Annotated in this window: 20 protein-coding genes; 11 read left to right on the plus strand and 9 right to left on the minus strand. The window is 46.5% G+C overall.

The genetic code is table 11. The features are described from left to right. Positions 1-215: 215 nt before the first annotated feature. The 7 genes from RIH33_RS20650 to RIH33_RS20680 all read right to left on the minus strand — a co-directional run bounded on the left by RIH33_RS20650 (position 216) and on the right by RIH33_RS20680 (position 9,342). A complete protein-coding gene (locus tag RIH33_RS20650) occupies positions 216-887 on the minus strand; it encodes a hypothetical protein (RefSeq protein ID WP_406653308.1) in 672 nt (223 codons plus the stop codon). A gap of 126 nt (positions 888-1,013) precedes the next feature. Further along, entirely contained in the window at positions 1,014-2,321 is a 1,308-nt protein-coding gene (locus RIH33_RS20655) for a hypothetical protein (protein ID WP_406653310.1), read from the minus strand. A gap of 255 nt (positions 2,322-2,576) precedes the next feature. Further along, positions 2,577-3,203, minus strand: a complete 627-nt coding sequence (locus tag RIH33_RS20660) for a hypothetical protein (protein ID WP_406653311.1) — start codon at positions 3,201-3,203, stop codon at positions 2,577-2,579. A gap of 245 nt (positions 3,204-3,448) precedes the next feature. Further along, a complete protein-coding gene (locus tag RIH33_RS20665; RefSeq protein WP_406653312.1) occupies positions 3,449-3,973 on the minus strand; it encodes a hypothetical protein in 525 nt (174 codons plus the stop codon). Then, entirely contained in the window at positions 3,957-4,688 is a 732-nt protein-coding gene (locus tag RIH33_RS20670; RefSeq protein ID WP_406653313.1) for an immunoglobulin-like domain-containing protein, read from the minus strand. Before RIH33_RS20670 ends, RIH33_RS20665 begins: the two co-directional genes overlap by 17 nt. Positions 4,689-4,707: 19 nt before the next feature. Continuing rightward, a complete protein-coding gene (locus tag RIH33_RS20675) occupies positions 4,708-6,135 on the minus strand; it encodes a SusD/RagB family nutrient-binding outer membrane lipoprotein (RefSeq protein WP_406653314.1) in 1,428 nt (475 codons plus the stop codon). Between the two features lie 6 nt (positions 6,136-6,141). After that, positions 6,142-9,342 (minus strand): SusC/RagA family TonB-linked outer membrane protein, encoded by a 3,201-nt coding sequence (locus RIH33_RS20680; protein WP_406653315.1) that lies wholly within the window; start codon positions 9,340-9,342, stop codon positions 6,142-6,144. Between the two features lie 536 nt (positions 9,343-9,878). Between RIH33_RS20680 and RIH33_RS20685 the strand changes: the two genes are divergently transcribed. The 6 genes from RIH33_RS20685 (at position 9,879) to RIH33_RS20710 (ending at position 16,495) form a co-directional block, all read left to right on the plus strand. Then, entirely contained in the window at positions 9,879-10,250 is a 372-nt protein-coding gene (locus RIH33_RS20685) for a helix-turn-helix domain-containing protein (protein WP_406653317.1), read from the plus strand. Positions 10,251-10,387: 137 nt separating this feature from the next. Beyond that, on the plus strand, positions 10,388-11,134 hold the full coding sequence (locus RIH33_RS20690) for a helix-turn-helix domain-containing protein (RefSeq protein ID WP_406653318.1): 747 nt from the start codon (positions 10,388-10,390) through the stop codon (positions 11,132-11,134). Between the two features lie 76 nt (positions 11,135-11,210). Next, on the plus strand, positions 11,211-12,095 hold the full coding sequence (era, locus tag RIH33_RS20695; protein WP_406653319.1) for a GTPase Era: 885 nt from the start codon (positions 11,211-11,213) through the stop codon (positions 12,093-12,095). Positions 12,096-12,218: 123 nt separating this feature from the next. Then, on the plus strand, positions 12,219-14,276 hold the full coding sequence (locus RIH33_RS20700; protein ID WP_406653320.1) for an ATP-binding protein: 2,058 nt from the start codon (positions 12,219-12,221) through the stop codon (positions 14,274-14,276). 108 nt (positions 14,277-14,384) lie between these two features. After that, the gene (gene der, locus RIH33_RS20705) at positions 14,385-15,695 is read left to right on the plus strand and encodes a ribosome biogenesis GTPase Der (RefSeq protein ID WP_406653322.1); all 1,311 of its coding nucleotides are present in this window, start codon (positions 14,385-14,387) and stop codon (positions 15,693-15,695) included. 131 nt (positions 15,696-15,826) lie between these two features. Continuing rightward, positions 15,827-16,495: an FRG domain-containing protein gene (locus RIH33_RS20710; protein ID WP_406653323.1), complete on the plus strand. Its 669-nt coding sequence runs from the start codon at positions 15,827-15,829 to the stop codon at positions 16,493-16,495. Here the strand turns inward: RIH33_RS20710 and RIH33_RS20715 are convergent. After that, complete coding sequence (locus RIH33_RS20715) at positions 16,492-16,893, minus strand: VOC family protein (protein ID WP_406653324.1); 402 nt, start codon at positions 16,891-16,893, stop codon at positions 16,492-16,494. The genes RIH33_RS20710 and RIH33_RS20715 overlap by 4 nt on opposite strands. Before the next feature lie 5 nt (positions 16,894-16,898). Continuing rightward, a complete protein-coding gene (locus RIH33_RS20720) occupies positions 16,899-18,251 on the minus strand; it encodes a DEAD/DEAH box helicase (RefSeq protein WP_406653326.1) in 1,353 nt (450 codons plus the stop codon). A 163-nt stretch (positions 18,252-18,414) separates the two neighbouring features. Between RIH33_RS20720 and RIH33_RS20725 the strand changes: the two genes are divergently transcribed. The 5 genes from RIH33_RS20725 (at position 18,415) to RIH33_RS20745 (ending at position 23,322) form a co-directional block, all read left to right on the plus strand. Further along, entirely contained in the window at positions 18,415-19,110 is a 696-nt protein-coding gene (locus tag RIH33_RS20725) for an exonuclease domain-containing protein (protein WP_406653327.1), read from the plus strand. Next, on the plus strand, positions 19,107-21,008 hold the full coding sequence (locus RIH33_RS20730) for a DUF294 nucleotidyltransferase-like domain-containing protein (protein WP_406653328.1): 1,902 nt from the start codon (positions 19,107-19,109) through the stop codon (positions 21,006-21,008). The genes RIH33_RS20725 and RIH33_RS20730 overlap by 4 nt, the downstream gene beginning before the upstream one ends. A gap of 3 nt (positions 21,009-21,011) precedes the next feature. Then, positions 21,012-21,398: a VOC family protein gene (locus tag RIH33_RS20735; RefSeq protein WP_406653329.1), complete on the plus strand. Its 387-nt coding sequence runs from the start codon at positions 21,012-21,014 to the stop codon at positions 21,396-21,398. 230 nt (positions 21,399-21,628) lie between these two features. Continuing rightward, positions 21,629-22,444: a hypothetical protein gene (locus RIH33_RS20740; RefSeq protein ID WP_406653330.1), complete on the plus strand. Its 816-nt coding sequence runs from the start codon at positions 21,629-21,631 to the stop codon at positions 22,442-22,444. A gap of 260 nt (positions 22,445-22,704) precedes the next feature. Then, positions 22,705-23,322, plus strand: coding sequence for a hypothetical protein (locus RIH33_RS20745; RefSeq protein WP_406653331.1), 618 nt, complete (start codon positions 22,705-22,707; stop codon positions 23,320-23,322). Positions 23,323-23,547: the final 225 nt, after the last annotated feature.

Raw genomic sequence — 23,547 nt, forward strand, 5'->3', positions numbered from 1 at the left:
GCATAACCTTTAGCTTCCCTTCCTATAACTATTCCAAGAAACTGATTTATTAACTTAAAGATAGGAAAGTCAGGTATAGAACCAAGACTAGGCGTCCCCGCACTAACCAGATGTGAGGATCTATCGGTCGATTTGTTGCACCGAAACCAGCCAGAAAGCACTCCCGATAGCTATCGGGAGACATATGCCCGATCAGCGTCTGTTACATGCTTTTTTTAGAAGTAAAGTTGAAATCCTAGTTGGAAAGTTCGGAGTGATAAGTCAAGTCCAAAATCTTGATCAACATTTTTTGGTTCGGGTGAAATTTCTGGCTCAGTTATTTTACTCGATGTTCGTCTGTAACCAAGAAATCCAAAAGAACCCTCTAGTCCGAATTTATCACTGATCATGTAAAGAATTCCAGGAGTTGCACCCGCCGAAAAGCCGAAAATATTTTCCTCTACTTCCTTATTTAAACCATTTTTAGCCTTACCTAAGTTAGCGGTTAGTGTTGGTTCAATGAAAAAATAGAAGTTTTCTGAAGCAGAAATATGATGACGACTGAATACTTCTATCAGAATCAGATTTGTCCTAATTTCATTCTCAAATACAGCTTCTGATGCTTGAGAAGAAAATTTTTGACGTGTGAATTGGTTGGTGTAACCAACCCCAAACCCTATGCTTGTTCGGTTGTTTACAAAGAATCCTAATCTGGGTAAGATTCTAATTTCCCGATTTATTAGTTCATAGGGCACAGCCGCAAACTGATTGCCAATTACATATTCATCATTAGTTTGATCTTGGAATATTGTGATGGTTCCCCCAAGTTGCTTTGTTCCTTGTGAGAATTGGCCAAAAGTTGATGTGCTTAAAAGCACCAGTAACATTATTGTGGTTGATATTTTCATTATGAAGATTAATTGCATACGACGACCAGCTAAGCATAGTCGGCTTAGCCTTTCAAGTATCTCAAAAGTATCTGATCCAGATGCCCTTTGCAAACAACTAAGTAAGCCGATTAGGCTTAGCGCCTGTTATAGGCTTTTTTCGCTCAGAAGTTCATCCCAATTGAATTCCATTTCGCGAGGTTTATCTTTCAGCCAAACTTGACCTCTGATAGAGTCACTTGACTTTATACGAATCGAATTGTTCGTTAGAGTTACCTTCTGTAGCCATAGAGAGATTTGGGAGTTGTCAGCCGTTCCAATTTGTACCCTTCCATTTCGTCCAGTGTCCTTTTCTAGGACATTAAAGAATATTGGACATTTCTCTTCCATACTTCTTGAAAGGTATGTAATACGAAGTTCATACTTTTTGTTTTCATAAGTTCGAAAAGCCAATTCTGTATCAAGATGTTTGAGTTCTACCTCTTTAATAGTATCGCTGAGGATATTCTGGTCAAGCCCGTCCAACTCGACAATATCCTTGAGTCCTTTGGATATAAGGTCAAAAACCATTTTTGTCTTCTCTTCTTCCGTCGCACTGGAGTACGATCGATAATCAATCAATGAAATACAGTTCGAATACCAATCCTCGAAAGCAAAAGTATTTTTAAGTGCTTCCTCTTCAGTTTGCGCTACCTGAATATAAACGTGGTGATAGGTTGGACATTTGAAGTGTTTTCTAATCAGCAAATTTCTAAATATCTCTGTGTATTGATAATCGTATGGATATAAAGCTTTGTTTGGTAGTCCGCAATAATAGATTCTTAAGTCACGAAGCACCTTATCTTTTTCTTTTCTATTTGCTCTTCTTACTTCCCTAATATTTAGAGCTTTTGTTAATGCTTCATTGTGAATATTATTTTGTTCACTGTCATTAATGGAAGTCAAGAAATCGGCATTTAGATCAGATTTAATAGATAAGAGTATTTCATTAAACCTTCGAAAATCGAAATCATCCCCCTTCTTAATTTTCTTCGAAATAATCTGGCCTGATTCGATGTATTTATCAATTAAAATTTTTGCTAGTTCTAGTTCTTCAATATTCTGAAATCGTTCTTCAACTGAAAATCTATGCTCATAGTTTTCTTGTGAGTTCTTGTCATAATGTTCAGAGAATTCAGGAGCTTGAAGGGTTATATCTACTTTGCTGTACTTACGGTCAAGTCTAGAAATTGGAAGGTTTTGGTAATGTTCCATAAACCCCTTTTCCATACCAACAACACCTGGCAATACATATAATGGTGGATAGGATAGCGTTAACCAAATTTCCTTAAATGAGGATTGAAAATTGGCTTGTTCAAACCTAGATTGAATGTGTCTATCTAAGTGCTTAAGCATTCCATGAAGTCCTGCACCACCACCTCTTCCAGCCGTGCTTTTTGATAGATGTATTTTCATTCCGTTAATTGCCTATAACGCTAAGCTAGCAGTTTGTGCGCCCACCAGCTTGCAAAGAGTACTAATGTAGCGAAACTGCCCAACCCCCACAACGTGTAGCCACGAAGAAATGCGTTCTGCAAGTCAAAGGCCAGAAAGGAAAAATTCTCTACGAAGCACAAAGATTTCAGAATGGGCAGTGAAGCGGACAAGTTCCCGAAAAAGCCTGCAAAATGGCAGTTTGGCGCATAACTGCTAGCGTATGTTGGGATGCGTTCAGTTTTCTATTAGTTCACCTGTAGAGTTGTCGACTAGAATCTTACGTTCCTTCTTCGACTTCCAGTTTGTTGATGGAAACTCTATAGTTGAGTCGTTCATGATAGGTTGGCCAAAACTGTTGAAATCATAGGTCTGTCGATCGTAAAGGTTGAAATGTCTCCAATCGTATTCACCAGTTGACATGTTAATCTTTCCAACAAACCCAATAGCAGTTACGTAGGCAAATTCATCATTAATAAGTGGAATTCCCATGTTAAAACCTTGAATTGGAGTCACCCATAGGCTCTTAAAATCTTTGTTGAAGCACTCCAACCAACTAGTTGCTCCTTCCATATCTGTATCTGTGAAAAAGAAGTAGTGCCGATCTCGGGAGTTCAAATAGTATGCTCGTGTAATTGATAATTCTGTTGACAAGCTGGATTCAGTTGTATCTCCGTTTTCGATTAATAGCAACCTGCCATAGGGTTCAACGGATAATAATCGATTCCCTATTTTGAAGTCTAATGTATCAAATTCCATATAAGGTCGATCTACTGTTCTTCGTTCGGGTTTTAGAGGAGTTTCTCCCTGCGAATAAGCAGTTCCACATGCAAGTAAAAGAATTATGAATATTGAAGTTCTCATTTTTCGTTATGCAGATAATGCATCCCAACATCCGACTATCAACCACCAATGGTTGATGCCCGCCTTGTAAAGCTATCAAAGCTAACAGATTTTCTATCCCGATCAAACCATTGTTAGCTATAGGTGCCGAACGATTATCTTCAAACCTCACAAGCCTCACCAATATACCTCCCCCACTCCTCCAACCAAAAAAAGCCCCCCTATGGGAGGCTTCTTCAAAAACTGATAGTGAGTAATTTGACCGGTTATTCTTCCTCCTCCACAAGGCGAATCACCAGTGAGCGATAGCCGTAATTATCGAGGGAGTTTTTGACACGGTACTGAATGGTAATAATGTTTCCAGCCTCAAAATGGAATCCTTCATCATCCTCTTCAGGCACCGTATAGTCGTAAGAAAACGTGCTCTCCAATCCGGACAAGTCATAGAAACCATCTGTGAGCGAATCCACCGGGTGCGGAGCCTCCTGGGGATATATTACTCCATAGTACTGTCTGAAAAACTCCAGCTCTGTCAGCTGGGCATCCTTGCCACTACTGAAAATGGCATCCAGCTTCAATACATCCCCTATCTTGGCATCCACCTGCCGTATGGACTGGGTGTTTTTCTCCACCGCCACGCCATTGACCGATATCGATTCTACTTTCGGTGCCTTCTTCAGGGCATTCTCCAACTCATCCAGCTGAGGGTTTTCATCAAACCCTCCTGATACACAGGCCGTACCTAGTACAGCCAGCACCATTACAGACAGATAATTAATTAACGTTTTCATTTTTTGTCCAGGGTTTAGTGGTTTGAAATTGGGCTGCGGGAAGTTCCAGATTGAAGGAAATGTTATAGTCAGCCGGATCGGAATTATCGATCTGTATATCCACGGTACCAAACATATCCAGGCCGAAAATGGTCTCGCTGGTTCCCTGAGGCTGAAGGATCCCCTCGGTGGCGCTGGTTACGAAGAACCTACCGCCATTCTCTGCCGCCGGATGTGCGTATACATCGGTGCAGGCAAAGTATCCGGTACCCAGCTTTCGCACCGTCATGGTCTGACCGTAAGAGGCGCCACTGAAAGCCTGACTGATGGAGAAGTACTCTCCGGTCAGATCAATTCCCGAGATGTCCTCAGAGGCAATCAACACGTACCTTGTTTCGGTCACGGTGGTTTCATCCCCCAGGTCATTCACTGTGCTCACCGAATAGTTAATCGGATAGATCCCCGGAGTGTCAAAATCTACTCCGTCTACTCCCGATACTTCTACCTGACTGGTGATGTCGTCGGTACCCAAAAGGGCCGTCACACCAGGGTCGGTGATAGCGTTCACTTCACCCGCCACATAAGCAATGGGATTGTCACCATTCAGAATGATAGAAGGAAAGCGAATCACTCCGACTGTCACATCTTCTGAGTCCAGATCTGGCTCACAGGCCAGAAATCCAACTGACAGCAGCAGGAGTATCCATGTTCTTGATCGTTTATATATGTAATTCATTTGATCGTCCTTTTAGTGATTAAAATGTTTTATCCCACCAGACCGGTGCGTCAAGCGCCTCCAGCTCCGGTACGTTCGGATTAGTGGCAGTCTCGTTGGCCGGCCATATGAGCCGCAATGGGAAAATATTGGGCAAAGGTTGTCCCTGAATAGAGGGGCTCAAATCCGGAACTCCTGTTCTGCGCCACTCATTCCATCCTTCAAATCCCTGCTTGCCATTAAATGCCAGCCATTTCTGATAGTAAATGGTACTCAATTCACCATCATACTCATAGTTACCCCCTGGGCTCACCAGCGCACTGCCATTCAGTCCATGGAAGCTAAAAGAAGCCATCACTGCCTGGTCGTAGAGCGACTTTGGATCGCCGGTACCCCAGCCACGTTCAGCAGCCTCAGCCTGAAGGAATAGGCTCTCATAGCCTGAGATCAGAATCACATCTGCGTCAGCATTGATCACCGTATTGGCATCCGGCGCTGAGAAGTCAGCAAACTGATCTCCACTGGTGGTACCCGTACCTTGTGGCAAGCCTACATAGGTATTGGTGTTTGGTGACACGTCATAGTAAGCACTGATCCGGTCATCGGCATTGTTGATGAACTCCTGCACAGAAGTGGCACTGGCTACGATATTCTGAAACGTGGTCTGATTCAATATCTGCCAGAGTGGATTCTGATTATTAGTGCTTGGAGTGAAGCTTACCAGGGCGTCATTACCCGGTGTAAGGAAAGTGGCTCCCGCATCGTACATCGCCTGAATTCCAGCCTGAGCTACTGATGCCCTGGCCTCCGACTGGCGGATATAGATTTTGAGTTTCAGGGTATTGCCAAAAGCAATCCACTTCCTCATGTTCCCGCCATAGATGAGGTCATCCGCTACCGGAGTGACGGCTGAGCTGGAGATATCGATCATGTCCAGCGCTGCATCGATCTTCACAATGAGGTCGTCATACACCGCTTCTCCATCATCAAATTTCGGCTCCAGCAAGCCATCCTTGCCCTGAAGGGCCTCAGTATATGGAATCTGATCATACAGATCGACCAAAATCTGAAAGGAATAGGCCTGTAGCAGCATCGCAATGGCCGCGTAATTAGGGGTGCCATCTTCTATGGCAGCCTTTCTCACAAACTCCAGGTCCTCCAGTGCTGAAGCATACATGCGAGACCATGCACCATTGTAATTGTTGGTCGTGATGTTATACTGTTCCAGAAAGGAAAACTGAGAAGCCGTAGGTCCCTGAGTCCAATACTGAGCCAGGTGAGCGCCCATCAGGTTGTAATCAGCCTCCAGGGTCACAGCCAAGGCCACCTGACCTGCTGGCAGAGTCAGTTGTGGCGTGGAGGTACCCGGGTTATTGGGGTCCTTATTGATGTCCAGAATGTCATCTCCACAAGAGAAGAAGCCAAACATCATGACCCATGCAATGATTGATTTATAAATGCTTTTCATAATCGATTATATTTTGATTTTTAAGTCAAAGCCATAAGTAGCCTGTGGAGGAATTCCAAGGAATTCATAGCCCTGGGCATTTCCATTACCAAAAGCACTCGCTTCAGGATCTATGAAGTGGTTGTTACCCTGGGTACGTAGCCAGAGGTTTCTGCCCACGGCTCCTACAGTGATGCCTTTGAAAGGTGTTTTGCTGATCAGGGCAGTAGGTATGGTATACCTCAGGGCCACTTCTCTCAGCTTGATGTAAGAGGCATCCAGAAGAACCTCCTCATTTCGGGATCCACCCTGAATCTGCGACCAATAGTTTCGCGCAGTGCCAGTGCCATACATGGTGAGCGGTGTAGTGTTGGGCGAGTAGATGGGGTTTCCATCATCGTCAGTACCTGTCTGTATGACAGAGTTGGGCACTATCCACTCCTCACGGCTATTGAAGGCAGTCTCTTCGGCCAGGCCAGCGAAATAGAGCTGAGCAGCTGTAGAGCTCACCACTTTGCCACCTTGTCTGGTGTCCATGGTGATTCCCAAAGACAAGCCTTTGTAGGAGAATGTAGAGGTAGCTCCACCATACCAATCTGGCTGAATAGAACCTATTTCTACCGGATCAGGATCGTCGAGCGGAATTCCATCCGGTCCCACTACCACTTTTCCATCGGCTGTTTTCAGGGCTTGAGTGGCCTCAAAAACCCCGTAAGGCTTACCTACCACCAGCTTCAGACCCGGAGTAAGTCCCTGAGCCACCAGCACCAGTTCCTTATTACCCGGATCCAGTTCTTCCACGCGGTTTACATTTTTGGTGTAGTTCACCGACAAGTCCCAACGGAAATCTCCGATCTTCAGCGGTGTGGTATTAAGCTGTAGCTCCACGCCCTTATTAGATATCTTACCAATGTTGACCACCTGGGTAGTAAAGCCCGAGGATGGGGCCACCGAGGTGTTCAGAATCTGCGACTCAGAAGTACTGTTGTAGTAGGTCGCATCTATGCCCACTCTTCCATTGAACAGGCGAACGTCAAGTCCCGCCTCATAAGCCTTGGTGATCTCAGGCTGTAAGTTCGGATTGCCGATGGTATTGCCTTCACTAAATCCGGGCACTATGACCGTTCCGTTGTTGAAAGGAAACTGGATGGTCGCAAAGCTGGCTCCGATGTTGGTCTGTTGGAAAACAGAATTGGTCAGATAAGTACCTGCATCATTTCCTACTTCAGCATAGCTCAGCCTCACTTTTCCGAAAGAGAGAATATTGTTGGTAATCTCGAAAGCATCGGTAAACACAAAGCCCAAATTCACACTAGGGTATGAAAAGGAGTTGTTATCCAGTGGCAAGGTAGAAGACCAGTCTGTGCGGTAAGTACCGCCCAGGAACAAATAGCCTTTGTAAGACAGATCTGCCGAACCGTAAACGCCATAAAGTCGTCTTTGGGTAGCTATGCCACCTGAAGTATATGACCCGCTCACATTGGACAAACTTGGGAAACGAGGTAGCGTAAGCGCGTCGATCGTCGTGAAAAGATTGTCTGTTTCACGCTGATTGAAGTTATACCCGACCAATACGTTCAACTGCAAGTCCGGCATCAGGTCACGGTTCACATTGACCATCGCATCCACGTTGATCTCGCGGTTATTTAGCCGCTGTTCCGTATACTCACCGTCAGAGTTAAACGCCGCTCCGGCATTCGGGCTACCCGGCTGATACTGCACCAGGTCATGATAGGTGTTGCGCTGGTCTGCAATCACGTCCGACCCTACCCTAAGTGTACCTTTGATCCAGTCTACAGGGGCATATGTCAGCTGCACATTTCCAAAAATCCGATTCAGATCCTGCGTACTGAAATCACGCTTCAGTGAGTAGTAAGGATTGACAATGAAGGAAGTGAAGAATCCATCAGGAGTATTGAAGGGGTCATCCAGATCTTTCATGTCTACGACACTCATATCCCGCGGCATATTATATACCTGAGCCAGTGCCTGATTTCGTTGTCCAATCATGGGTAAATTGGCCTTGGTCCGCACGTAGTTGATAGAAGCAGAAGTAGTCACCTTATCACCAAGGTTGGCACTACCATTGAACGTGAGGTTGTTTCGTCTCATGTCGGTGTTGATCATCACACCATTCTGCTGCATGTCGTTAAAAGACAAGAAATACGTGGCATCTGCATTCCCCCCCGACAGTGAGAGTGAGTTCTGAAAGGTATTTCCAGTCTCCCAAAAATCCTGCACATTGGACGGCAGGGCCTCATAGGGCTTGTAGCGCTGAATGTTATTCACCACCGCCCCGTATGGACGCAGGCTGCCATCGAAGGCATCACCCCAGCTTTCCTGATCGAAAAGGTAGCTCTGATTGTCACCAAACTGCCCTTGTCCAAACTCATTTTGAAACTTGGGAATGATGTACACTTTGGACCAGGTATAGGACGAATTGAAGTTGATATTGGCCTTTCCAGCCGTGTTCGTTCCTTTCTTGGTGGTAATCAAAAGTACCCCATTGGCAGCTCTGGAGCCATATAGTGCCGCTGCGGCAGGCCCCTTTAGCACGGATACAGACTCGATGTTCTCCGGGCTGATGTCATTGGCCCGGTTGCCGGCATCCACTATGTTGTCATAGAAATTACCAGATGCCTGCACGTTGTTGGAGGTACCGTTGTTGATAGGTACACCGTCCACCACAATCAGGGCCTCATTATTACCCAACAAGGAGGTGGGGCCTCTCAAAACAATACGCGTGGAGCTACCAATGGCCCCACCTGAGTTAGAAATCTGGGCGCCAGCCACTTTTCCCTGCAGAGAATTAAGCACTGAGGTCTGATCAGCCTTGGTCAGCTCGTCACTCTTTACGTCCTGTACTGAGTAACCCAGCGCCTTCTTTTCGCGCTCCACTCCAAATGCCGTGACCACCACTTCGGTAAGCTGGGTCACATCCTGAGAAAGCGTCACATCCAAAACAGACCTCCCGCCAATAGGAATCTCCTTGGTCTGCATTCCTATAAATGAGAACACGAGAATCGCATCATCATCACCATTTAAGGGCACCTTATAGTTACCATCCAAATCTGTGATGGTTCCCTGGGTGGACCCCTTCAGCACTACATTCACTCCGGGGAGGGACTCACCATTGTCGTCCACCACCTGTCCGGAGATCGTTCTTTCCTGGGCATATAGCAGCCCCTGGAGCATGATCAAACATGCGATAAGTAGAAGTTTTCTCATAAACTACCGTGTTTAGTTTTACATTATTTCACAGCGTAATCTTAGTGGAGTCTTTTTGCTAATAATTGTAAAAAAGAACCTCCAGGCGGATAGGGGTAAGATCGTTTTGGCTGGTTCAGCTGCCCCGCTTCCGAAAATGAGCTTTAAGGAAACCACTGTTGTCCCATGGGTAACTCATTACTTCAATGATTTCTCATTGGTTCGAAACCAGGCTTCAAGGCGGGAGTATTTACTAAGAGAAAGCGTGTGTGGGAGATACTGATTGAAAAGACCGCCTCCTACTACAAAAGCAGCCTTTTCAAAACAGTATAATATAAAAGAGGTACCACGAAATAAGGGTTTTACCATCTGAAGTAATTGTAAAAAAGAACGTGTAACCCGGAATTGTAAAAAAGCGTTTGGGTATGGGGCTAAAATGAAATTTACTTTGCCATAAAATCGATATGGAATTTTTTATTCTGTCATTTATTATTTTAAGCATAGCATATATGGCATGGCGGGGACGGAGAAAGGCTCTAAAACCACCAACTATAAGGGTGAGTGAGGAGGATCTTTTGATGAAGGAAGAATCCTTCAACCGCATAAACAAATGGATCGTTTCTGAGAAGAAATACCTCAACCCGGATATCAAACTGGATACAGTAGCCAGAGGCGTTCACCTCTCCGAAAAACAGGTATCCAGCTCTATCAATACCATTGCCTGCCAAAACTTCAATTCCTACATCAACAAACTTAGAATTAAGGAGGCCCAGGCGTTGCTCCTGGACCAGGCCTACGGACACTTCACCATAGATGCCGTAGCGGAGATGGTAGGCTTTTCCAACAAAGTATCTTTCTACAAAGCCTTCAAAAAGGTGACCGGAAAATCCCCCACAGATTACAGGAGGTCCCCAAACCAGTATCATTAGACAAACCCTTACTCCGGCCAGAATCAATTTGTAAACATTACCGAATGTTTACTAAACCATCGGGTTTGTTTACATACCCGGCCTTAAAAATATAAGTGAAAGACCCGGGGCTACGTGTCTAGTGGCAAAAAAAAGCCATGCTAAATACAAAGTCCCATCCTGAATCCGAAGAAGTAGTAGTAGGCACTAAAAGCTACATCTTTGAGAATGGCATAGACGAACTAATGTTTATGCCCGATAACTACGTAGAGATACTCTACAATATAGGTGCACCTATTACCCGAAAATTGATTGGGTCCATTCGATCCGTAGTGATCGGCACTGGCGAGCTCGCGCTCTCCACCTGCCGGAGTAAGGGTATGTCTCTGAGTTCCGAAAGCTTAAATTTCCTTTGTGCCAAAATCAGGCCGGAATACACCATGCTCCTCTATCCAAAAAACATCCCGCTGGAGCGTGACGCGGTAATCTCACTGGGCATGCCCAGGCTGGAAAACCTCGTGCAATTCGAAGAACACCTTGATCGCCTGTTACAAGACATCAATGACTTTGAGCCTAGTTTTATGGTAGAAGAGGCCGTTCGGATCATTCAGTCGACCAATGGTGAGGTCAAAATCAAAGACATCAACGAACAGCTGAGCATTAGTAAATCCTTTCTGGAGCAGCGGTTTGCACAGGAAATAGGCCTCTCTCCCAAAGAGTTTGGGAAAATAGAGAAAATGAAGCACTTCCTGGAAAACTACCGTCAGTATCAGGACAGCATGACGCTCACCCAGCTCACCTTCAAGTCGGGGTACTATGATCAGTCCCATCTCATCAAAGACTTTCGCTACTTTATGGATTCCAAGCCACGGGATTTCATCAAAGCCTATCATCATATACTGTGAGCCGGAACATATTTTCACAGAGAAAACAAACATTCCGGCCTCAGGGTATCTGGTTTTTGGCGAAATTGCACCCGATATGACAGAAGCCAAGCCATTCAAATCGGGATTTGTTACCATTATGGGGAAACCTAATGTGGGAAAATCTACCCTCATGAATCAACTCACCGGGGAGCGTATTTCCATCATTAGCAATCGGGCTCAAACCACCCGCCACCGCATATTCGGGATCGTCACTACTCCTGAGCATCAGATCGTGTACTCCGATACACCCGGCACCCTGGACCCCAGCTATAAGTTGCAGGAACGAATGATGGGTTTCGTGAAAAAATCACTCGAAGATGCAGATGTAATCCTATTCATGGTGGAGCTGGGTGAAAAGAATGATCACCAGGAATGGATCGATATGGCCCGCAGAACAGAGATCCCCATGATTTTTGTGGTCAATAAATCCGATCTGGGCAAAGGCTCGCAGGTAGAGGACAAAATCACCTACTGGAAAGAGCAACTCGACTGGGCCGAACCGGTGGCGGTTTCTGCCGTGACCGGAGAGGGTGTGGATCAGCTACAGCAGCAAATTGTCGATTACCTGCCCGAGCACCCCCCCTACTTCCCCGAAGATGAGCTCACGGACAAGTCTGAGCGATTCATCACCGCCGAGATTGTAAGAGAAAAGATCTTTTTACAATACAAGCAGGAAATCCCCTACAGCTCAGAAGTAGTGGTAACGTCTTTCAAAGAGGAAGAAAAGATCATTAGAATCGCCGCTGAAATTTTTGTGGAGCGTGATAGCCAAAAGGGTATCATCATCGGCAAGAAGGGAGAGTCTATTAAAAACCTGGGCATTGCTGCCCGCCAGGAGCTCGAATCCTTTTTTGGCAAGCAAATCCATCTGGAAACGTTCGTGAAAGTAGAAAAGGACTGGCGCAAGGACGATTCCAAGCTAAAACGGTTTGGTTATTGAAAGACTAAATGGCTTAACTGACATTTCGAGCTATCCAACGAGAAATTTCACCGCATCCAACTAAAATGTGCCTTGCTTCAGGGCTTAAGGAAGTAACATTACGAGAATGTAATTGGTACTTCTATGCACCTGAACCCTACTTTTTTACTTGTTTTCTTTCTACTTCTGACTGTACTGCCTGCCAGTGCTACGGAAGACGCCATTAGTATTCAGGGAAACATTACGTCATGTACTGTACAGCAACCCACCTCTTCCTCTATTAGCATTGGTAACTACTTTGGAGGCATGCTGGATAGCAGCAGATGGCCGGCCAGATGGACCTGCGGCGATTGGAATGAGACCGAGGGTTGGGTATACATCATTTCAGACATTACCATTTTTCTCTCCTATTTTTCCATTCCCATCATGCTGCTCTGGTATATCCGGGAAAAATCACTTGGAAACTTAAGGTGGATCATATTACTTTTTGTCGCTTTTATAGGGCTATGTGGTATTACTCACCTGATAGATGCCACCCTTTTCTGGGAGCCTGTCTACCGGCTAAGCGGATTCGCGAAGCTTCTGACCGGTCTGGTCTCTATGGCCACAGCGGTGGTACTGGGCTTTGTCATTCCCTCTGCGCTCAGATTTAAAAGCCCGAAAGAAATGCAAGCGGAAATTAATGAGCGAAGGAAGCTTCAGGAAATTTTCGAAATCTTCGTCAAATACTCTCCGGGCGCTACGGCCATGCTGGACAGGGACCTGGAGTTTATGATGGTCAATGACAACTGGTACAGAGATTACAAACTGGAAGGCGCCGATATTACAGGACTTTCCTTCAGCGCGGTTTTCCCCGATGTGGACACTGATGATAAATGGACAAACGCCTTAACAGAAGCATTGAAAGGACAGGTCACAGAAAGTGAAAAGGCCAAGCTCAGGTATAATGGAGAAACCATCTACCTGAAGTGGCGAACCCAACCATGGCACCTGAGCAATGGCGAAGTGGGTGGCGTATTCCTTTTTACCGAAATCATCACAGAAAATGTGCGTTTGGAAAAAGAGCTTATCCATAAAAACAAACAGGCACAAAAGCAGGCACAAACCATGCTCAGCATGTCTGAAGTAGCCCAGATTGGGACCTGGGAGTTTGACCTGGACACCAGTGAAATAGTATGGAGTGATGTGGTCTATGACATACATGAGCTTCCACAAGGAGGAAAAGTTGAATTGCACGACGTTATCAACTATTATCATCCCGATTTCAGGGAAGTATTGAATGTGGCCATTGAAAATGCCATAAGTCATCAAAAACCCTACGACCTGGAACTCACACTGGTCACTGCCAAACAAAATATTATCTGGGTTCGTGCCATCGGTCAGCCAGTAGTCAAAAATGGTAAGGTGGTTGCCCTCAGAGGTCTGTTTCAGAACATTGACAGCAAAAAGAAAGCAGAATTAATCCTGGCCAACATGAACACCCTGCTAGAGAAAAAAGTGATCCAGCGTACCAGCGAACTGGAAAATGTCAATCGCGAACTGGAAGCGTTTACCTATACCGTCTCGCATGACCTCAGAGCCCCGCTTAGAGCCATTAACAGTTTTTCTGAGGCGTTCATTGAAGAGTACCAGGATGTAATACCTGAAAATGGAATCAGGTACCTCTCAAGAATCACCAGAAATAGCGTGAAAATGGGTCAGCTCATAGATGACCTGCTGGAATACAGTCGCGTAACCAGAATCACCGGAGATTATAAAACCATCAACATGCATGAAATTGTCTCGGAACTTGTAGAAAACACATTTAGCGATTCCATTTCTCATATTACCATCAAATCCCTCCCGTCCATCCGGGGAAATGAATCGCTTATTCGGCAGTTATTTCAAAACATCATCTCCAATGCCTGTAAATACAGCCGGGATGAAGCTGAACCACGAATCGTCATTAAGGGGACGGCCAAAGAAAATGAAGTGATATTCACCATCTCAGATAATGGCACAGGATTCGATGAAAAATACAGCGACAAGCTCTATGGCATGTTTGAGCGGTTGCACACGGATGATCAATTTGAAGGAACGGGTGTAGGTCTTGCCTTATGTAAGAAAATCATGGACCGACATCAAGGACGGATCTGGGCTGAGAGCGAAATAGGAAAGGGTGCAACATTTTACCTCGCCTTTCCGGTCAAAACCGGGATTTGAATTGTGCGGAGGATAACTTCACCCCTCCAATCCCCGCTCATAACATTATAAAATCCCCTTCAGCCAAATAAGTGTTCCTTAACCTTAAAAAGTCTACCTTTGCGGTTTATGGCAAATATCGTAGCAATTGTAGGCCGACCCAATGTCGGCAAATCCACCCTTTTTAATCGACTCATCGAACGCAGACAAGCCATCATGGACAATGAGTCCGGGGTGACAAGGGATCGCCATTATGGGTATTCCGAATGGAATGGAAAATCCTTTACGGTGATAGACACTGGCGGGTATGTGGAAGGTTCTGATGACATCTTCGAAGGCGCCATCCGTACACAGGTGAAAGAAGCACTGCAGGAAGCTAATGTTATCCTGTTTATGGTGGATTGCATCACCGGATTGCACGGACTGGATCAGGATTTTGCCAATGTGGTGCGTGAGGTGGGCAAGCCCGTAATCATAGTGGCCAATAAAGCCGACAACACAGAAAAATCTTTCGCTGCTAACGAATTCTACGCATTGGGCCTGACAGATTCTATCTATGCAGTTTCGTCGGTGAGCGGATCGGGCACCGGAGACCTGCTGGACGAGACCGTCTCACACTTTGCTGAAGAAGTGGAAGATGAAGAGAAAGATGAGGTACCCAGAATTGCCATCGTGGGTCGCCCGAATGTAGGTAAATCCTCTTTCCTGAATGCCCTGCTGGGCAAAGACAGAACCATCGTTACGAACATAGCAGGTACCACACGAGATGCCATTGATAGCCGTTACAACTTGTTCGGCAAAGACTTTATCCTGACCGATACGGCCGGAATTCGTAAAAAGGCCAAGGTAAAAGAAGACATAGAATTCTACTCAGTACTCCGTGCCATACAGGCACTGCAAGACTCTGACGTATGTATTGTGATGCTGGATGCCGAAAACGGACTGGAGGCTCAGGACATGAACATCATCGGGCTGGCACACAAATACCGCAAGGGATCCATCATCATGGTGAACAAGTGGGATTTGTATGAGAAAGACACCAAATCTGCCGATGAGTACAAAAAACACATTGCTGAAAAACTGGGACCTTTGGGCTATATCCCGGTGGTATTCACCAGTGTGATCAATAAACAACGGATTTTCAAAGCCATAGAACTGGCACTGAAAGTAGCCGAAAATAAAAATAAACGGATCAGCACTTCGGTACTCAATGCCAAGATGCTGAAGGAAATAGAAAACTACCCACCGCCCTCTGTTCGTGGCAAACACATCCACATCAAGTACATCACGCAGCTACCTACCAAGACACCTGCTTTTGCATTCTTCTGTAATCACCCAAAGGACATCACTGAGTCTTACGAGCGTTTCCTGATCAACAAACTCAGGTCACATTTTGATTTCGAAGGGGTGCCGATCAAAGCGATTATCAAACAGAAGTAAGGTCGCAAAAGGTATCTCCGGGTTGGAGAGTTGCAGACGGGATCATCAGGCGATTTCGTGCAGGGAAACTTTGCAAGCCTTGCGAATTCCGCTATTTTAGACGTTTTACCAGCTAAGCGCGGAATCCGTCTATGAAATCCACCACCATCTCCAGTTTTGAGGCGCTCCTCAAGGAATTTGAAAAGGAAAAAGAAGGTCAAAACATTGTGTTCAGGGGTGTCACGAACAGCAACTACCAGCTCCTCACCTCCCTGGGCAGGTGTGAACCAGTCAACGGGAAGTCACTCGAGCAGCTGGAAAAACGCCTGATCAAACTCTTCAAAGAGTCCTCTGTTCCCTATTTGGAGCACAAGCCGGCCAACGAAATGGAATGGCTGGCCGTGGCCCAGCACTTTGGGCTCCCCACACGTCTGCTGGACTGGACCTACAACCCCTTGGTGGCCGCTTACTTTGCGGTAGAGGCCCGGCCGGATGAAGATGCAGCCATTTACATGCTCTCCGGCTGCAGCACCATTCAGGATCCACAGGCATTCAAGCCGCTCACTATTGATCAAGTTTACAAATATCGCCCGCCGTACATCTCAGCCCGGATTCAAAATCAGGCCGGGCTTTTCACGGTTCATCCACATCCTGATCAGGCTTTTGAGCACCACAAGCTGCGCCGGGTCATCATCCCGAAAGACCTGAAGCGTGCGATCAAAAAGACTTTGTTTAAGTATGGGATCAATCAGCGCCTGATCTACCCGGGGCTGGAGGGTGTTTCGCGGGATTTGAAATGGCTGGAAACAACCGCTTACTAGCTCTGCCTGGCAGCTTCATATAACTCAATCGGCAATTGGTCAGGATCTTCGAAAAACGTGAACCGGCACCCGGTACTCTCATCTATCCGAATGGGCTCCGTCACTACCCCTTTCACTTGCAACTCCTTCACCACCACTGCTATATCCTCCACCTCAAAGGCCAAATGACGCAGCCCCACGGCCTCCGGACGAGAAACACGGGCAGGAGGTTCGGGAAAGGAAAAGAGCTCAATCACATAGTGCCCATTCAAGGCCAAATCGAGCTTGTAAGACTCACGCTCCGCACGATAGACTTCCCGGATAATCTCTAACCCCAGCACCTCGGTATAAAAGCGTTTAGACTGCCGGTAATCCGAGCAGATAATGGCGATGTGGTGAACACTTTTCAGCATGACCATTTTTACTATCTCTTTCCCTTGCCCTTTTGGTTTTTATCACCACGGGTTCGTGGCTTTTTGTACTTTTTGCCAGCCTCTCTTCGGTAAGATCCACCGAGATTCACCTTTCGGTTCTTGGCCTTCTTCTCATGAAATGCAGGACCTGGCGCATCCGGGTCAGGCACCTTGTGGTGGGCATTGATTTCCTTGTTCTTGGGTCGCTCCTCTGGTGCCAGCTCGGCAGACACCTCCACTTCTTCGGGAAACTCCATTCTGGGTATCTCATAAGCCATGAGGTACTCAATGGCCTCCCGGTAAGGGGTTTCTTTTTCGGTACAAAACAGAATGGTTTTGCCTTCCTCTTCCGCTCTACCGGTACGGCCAATCCTGTGGATGTAATTTTCAGGGTAAGCAGGTGTATCAAAGTTAATCACGTGAGAAACCTTGGCCATGTCCAGTCCTCGGGCCATCACATCTGTAGCCACCAGGATTCGGTTTTTACCCTCATCAAACTGCCTGATGGACCGAATACGATAGTTCTGACTCTTGTTGGAGTGAATAATGCAGGTCTCTGAACCATAGATGCCTTCCATGGCCAGGAAGAGTCGGTCGGCACTCTTCTTATTAGAGACAAACACCAGCACCTTGTGGAAAGTCTCCCGATCCCTCAGGAGATGCAGCAGCAGGTTCACTTTGGTATAAAAGTTTTTCACCGGGTAGTACTCCTGAGAAATATTATCCAGTGGCGTACCACTCACGGCAATGGAGATCTTCACCGGTGCGCTGAAGAAATCATTGATCAGCACCTCCACCTCCTCAGTCATGGTAGCAGAAAACATGATATTTTGTCTTCGCTCAGGCAGCAGCTCCATGATGTTGGTGAGCTGAAAGCGAAAGCCCAGGTCGAGCATCACGTCCACTTCATCGATCACCAGTTTCTTTACCTCCTTTAGCTGGAGCGCACGACTCAGCACCAGATCGTACAGACGACCCGGTGTAGCCACCACTATGTCCGCACCTTCCAGCGCCGTGATCTTCTGTGTGTTAATGTTGGTTCCTCCATAGACGCCCAGCACACGCACACTCATATAGGCGGCCATCTGCTCTATCTGATCCACCACCTGCAGCACCAGCTCCCGGGTAGGTACCAGCACCAGCACCCGCGGGTTTACCTGCTCAGAAAACTTAAGGTCTTTCAGGATCGGCAGCATGTAGGCCAGGGTTTTACCCGTACCCGTCTGGGCGATCCCGATGATGTCCTTGCCGGAAAGAATTACCGGGTATGCTTGCTCCTGTATGGGGGTAGGCCTCTCGAACCCCAGATCGTCAATGGCTTGACGCAAAGGCTTTGAGAGGTTCAAAATTTCAAATGTATTCATGAAGGGGAAATGGATTCGCTGCAAAAGTAGGCTATATATCTTTATAAATGCCCCATGAGGGCACCAGCGTTGTCCACCTCACCTTTAATCGTGCAAAATACCAGATGAGTGGCGCATATACCTTTGCCATCTGGTACTGGGGCAGTAACTTTCCACCCTCACCATGCAAGACTACCTTCTCTTTGTAGACACAGAAACCTCAGGGATCCCGCACTCGCTGAAGTCCCCTATTTCGGAGCTGGATAAATGGCCCTTTGTCCTCCAGCTGGCCTGGGCAGTATATGACCGGTCTGGTGCGCTGATCAAGCAGGAAAATCATTATATCTATGAAGATGACATCTCCATTCGCCAGTCCGCCACCCGGGTTCACGGGATCACGCTGGAGGAGCTGAAACAAAAAGGCGAAGATCGCAAAGCGGTGATGCGGCAGTTCACCAAAGACCTGCGCCAGTACAAACCCCTGCTGGTGGGTCATTTCATTGAGTTTGACAGCAAGATGCTACAGGTGGCACTCCTCCGGTCGGGGATGAAAAACATCATCACGCGCTATCCGGTGTTTTGCACCATGAAGGCCACCACAGAGTATGCCCGCTACCCCGATCATAACTACCCCAAGCTGGACGAGCTTTATCTGAGACTTTTTGGCAGGCACATGGAGCGCCAGCATGATGCCGCTGTAGATGCCACAGCCACTGCAGCCTGTTTCTGGGCGCTCTATCACAAAGGTGAACTCACCCGGAAACTTCTGGCCGCACAGCCTATTTATACACAAATGAAAAGCAAGGCCAGGGCCAAAATGGGCTGCGGATTGCCAGTTTTCGTTTTTATCATTTCAAGCATCCTTTTATGGTTACTATGAGCGACAAGTTTTCCTTTCTGCAACATACCCATCCTTTTGAGTTGCTACCGGATGACACCCTCACCCTCCTGGCAGATGCCCTGGAGGAAATGGAATTCAATCAGACCGGTATCATCTACGAGCAGCACAAAACCAAAGTGGACGGCCTGGACATCATTGTAACAGGAAACTATGAAACCTATTTTTACAACAGTGAGGGCAAGAAGGAAGCAGGCAGCAGCCTGAAGCCCGGCGATACCTACGGTGCTTTTTCCATTCTCCTGAATAAGGAGAAATCCATCAAGACAGTTTCCGCTTCCAAAAAAACAAAAATCTATCGGGTGCCCGCCGCCACCTTCAAGGCCCTTTGCAAGGAGCACGATGCTTTCTACCAATCCTTCGTGACACTCTTTGGCAAGGAAATGCTGAACGACGCCTTTGCCAACTTTGTCACCAGACCTACCTACGACCTGGACACACTCACCTTCGACCGATACTTCATTGGGAGAATGGACAGTGTGAATACGCGCCCCATTGTGAGCTGTGAGCGTGGCACCCCGGCACATGAGGCCGCTAAGCTGATGGAAGCCAATAAGCTCAGCTGCCTTTTCATTACAGAAGGGGATACTTACATCGGGTATGTGACCGATATCCTGCTGCGCAATAAGATCATTGCGGCACGACGCGACGCGGATACCCCTGTGGAAGCCATCATGGAAGGGCCCATTTACAGGATCTCCCGAGAGGCCTACATCTATGAGGCCATCCTTATGATGTTTAACCATAAAATCCGCTACCTCATCGTGGAAGATCATGGCCAGGAGACCGGGGTGATCAGCCGGAGCAAGCTCCTCTCCGACCAGGCACAATCACCATTTGTGTTTATCCAGTCGGTGCGGCTGGCCATGTCGGTGGACGAACTGAAGGCCAAGTGGGCAGAAGTGCCCGAGGTGGTCTATAACCTCCTCACCCGAGGGGTGAAGTCTGAGCTGGCCAACCAGATCATTACCAACATCTCCGACACCATCGCGCAGAAGGTCATCGAAGGAGTGATAAGCGAAATAGGCCATCCTCCGGCCAAGTTTGTCTTCATGGCGCTTGGTAGCGAAGGCCGCATGGAGCAGACCCTGAAAACCGACCAGGACAACGCTATTATCTATGAGGACAAGGCCAACGAGTTCAGGGGGAAAACGCGTACTTACTTTTTACACTTTGCGGAGCTGGTCTCCGAACGGCTCAACCACATCGGCTTTGTGTTTTGTACCGGCGGACTCATGGCCAAAAACCCCAAGTGGACACACTCCCTCTCCCACTGGAAAAGAAACTACAACGAGTGGATAGAAAACCCGGACCCACAGTCGGTGATGAATTTCTCCACCTTCTTCGACTGCCGGATGATCTACGGTGAGGAGTCGCTGGTGAAGGAACTGCAGGCCCACATCCTGCAAAAGCTGGAGGATCCGGGCACGTACTTTTTCACCCAGCTGGCCACCAACGCCCTGCAGTACGAACCGCCGCTCACCTTTTTCAGGGGGATCAAAACCATCGAAAAGGACGATCAGCAGGTGTTTAACATCAAGCGATCCATGACACCCATCGTGGACCTGGTGCGGGTGTATGCCCTCAAACACAAAATCCTCAAGACCAATACCGGCGAAAGGCTCTCCGCCCTGCGGGACCAGAAGGTATTCACCGAAGAAGACTACCTCGAGCTGATGCAGTCTTACTACTATATGATGGGCATGCGCCTGAGGTATCAGGCCCGGCAGATCATGAACGACCACAGCGAACCCCACAACTACGTGAGCCCCGGCAACCTCACCAAAATAGAGGTGGTGACCTTAAAAGCCATTTTCAAGGTGATTGAAAACTTTCAGCAAGGCATCAAAATCAACTTTACCAGAAACCTATTCGGATAACCTATGCAGCAACTTGTACAACTGGCCCTGGTGGTGGCAGACTATGACGAGGCGATTGCCTTCTACACCCAAACGCTCCGCTTCGAACTGATAGAAGACACCAAAATGAGTGAAACCAAGCGCTGGGTGGTGGTGGCCCCTCCCGGCAACACTGGCTGCAGACTCCTACTGGCTAAAGCTGTGGGCGACGAGCAGCTCAGCCGCGTGGGCAACCAAACCGGAGGTCGGGTGTTTCTCTTTATCCATACCGATGATTTTGAGGGGGATTATGAAAACCTAAAGGCCAAAGGTGTGAAGATCGTGCGTGGGCCTGTGGACGAGCCCTACGGCCGGGTGCTGGTCTTTGCCGACCTGTATGGCAATTTGATTGATCTGATTCAGCCGGCATAAGCGGTGAGCTGCCGTGTTTTTCAGGGGTGGAAAGCCGACTACTCTGATTAACCCAAAGATTTGACAATCAATTTTCTGCCTTCACGATGTTTCAGTTTGCAACTGAAATCGCATCACAGCATTCCATAAGGATCGTTGCAAGCTTAGGTAGATTGTGCTATTTTGGCCTTACAATGGAGCAGAAGTACTCAGCACTATATATTTAGACTCAGGTCAATTTAGATAAGTTTATGAAGGAAATACTGGTTGGAATGTTTGTCTTCTGCCTGTCCCAAATTTTCGGACATTGTCAAAAATTTGCTGATATAAAACTTAAGGGCTCAGATACGTTCGTAAATGTATCCATTGCTGCCACTTCAAGTACACAATTCTATACTAATGAGGACGGAGATTTTAAATTTGAATCAATTGATTCTGTGGTTTTATTCTTTGAACCATCAGAATCCCTTTTAAGCCATTTAGAAAATAAAGGCGTTTCGTTTTACATTAAGAGAATGAGCTTGGAAGAAATAGAGGAGGTTACAGGAGAGAATATTAAAACGAGTTTAGACTGGGTGATTCTCTCAAGTGGTGATTCCTTGCACGGTTATATTGAAGGTAAAACACAAAGCATAATATTTAGAAATCCAGTCGAATCGGAAAACAGGAAGATATCCAATACTGATATTATTAGCTATAAAAACAATGGGGTCATATACGAAAATTTCGGTGGGATGAAAGCCTTAGAAATACGAGGAAATTTGAGCCTTTATACTGACACATTGAAAACAAATGTCCCTGCGAATTACTACTCCCCGTATGGCGACATCAGGTTGGGGGGCTCTAGTTCAAGTTCTGTCATTTACTATTTCGTGAAAAGGCAGGATGAAGAAAAACTAACTTTATTGTGGCCTGCTGGAATATTGCGAAATAGCACGTTCAAAAAGACAGCCACGAACTATTTTGAAGAATGCCCGGACTTGGTCGACAGGATTAATCGAGGGTGGTATACTAAAAATCACATTAAGGAAATGGTTCAGTTTTATAATACAAACTGCTCAAAGTAACGATCTAATTAACTGACTCCCCTGCCCTTGTTGGAGATGTCTCCAACAAACGTGATAAAGCAGTGAGTGAGGCATCTTCTGACCAGCTCAAGTTTGCACTGCAACTAGAATAAGCCATGAAAATCCAATCCTTATATTTGCTCTTGATGGTGTGTTCTATGATGAGCTACGGGCAGCCAATATGGCAATTTAAGGTTGATGGCGGCTTATCGATGCCCATTACCAAATATGGCCGTATAGATGTCTCAAAGACTATTTCAATGGTCGACGACTCTCCGGTTGCGGAGTATTATGACAAGGAAGGTCATGGTGCAGCCGAGCAGGGAGTTTATTACGGCATTTCTGTCAAAAGGAAATTCCTGAACAACAAACTCATTACTTCCATGGCCGCTGGACAGGGCATTAACGAAGTAAATGTTGACCAAATAAGTAACTATTACACGACTTTCTTTGATGATGATTATTACTATGTCTTTGAGCAAAAGGACTACAGAGTCACTTATGGCTACTTCTCCGTGGGATACCATCATCAACTATCGCTGCTCCATCTGACATTTGAACCGATAATGGGTTTCTCATCCATGCGCTTTCCTGATTATAAAATGACGGGCTACTTAAAAACGACAGATGAGTATCGATTTGACGCTACTCATCGTGGGAGTAAAGAAAATAGCCGGGCATTCCTAATGGGAATTCAATCAGCCATAGAGGTAGAACTGCTAAAATCACTGCTTCTGGGAATCAGCATGCAGTATTTGTCTTCAAATCATGATTATGCAATTGAGCCTAAAGTGGCCGGCATTGATTCAAGGAAACGAAACGATACCGTAAACTATAGGGTCTTCAATCTTGGTTTCTCCCTGGGAGTTCAATTTTGATCATAAAACTCCTATTCCTATAAGGTACATTCTGAAAGCCTCCTGCTCTGATTAATCAGAAGATTCCGGTATTCTTCGTTCCTCAGAAACCGGAATGACCTCCTTTTCCCGGCTCGTCATTCCGGTTTTGGACGAGCGCAGCGATGGACAAATACCGGAATCTATGGGGTTCTAATTAGGCTTTAATTTGTTGGATTTCGATCTTCCTTCTTGTCTATCCTTCGA

Source organism: Marinoscillum sp. (assembly GCF_040222955.1).
Lineage (GTDB): Bacteria > Bacteroidota > Bacteroidia > Cytophagales > Cyclobacteriaceae > Marinoscillum.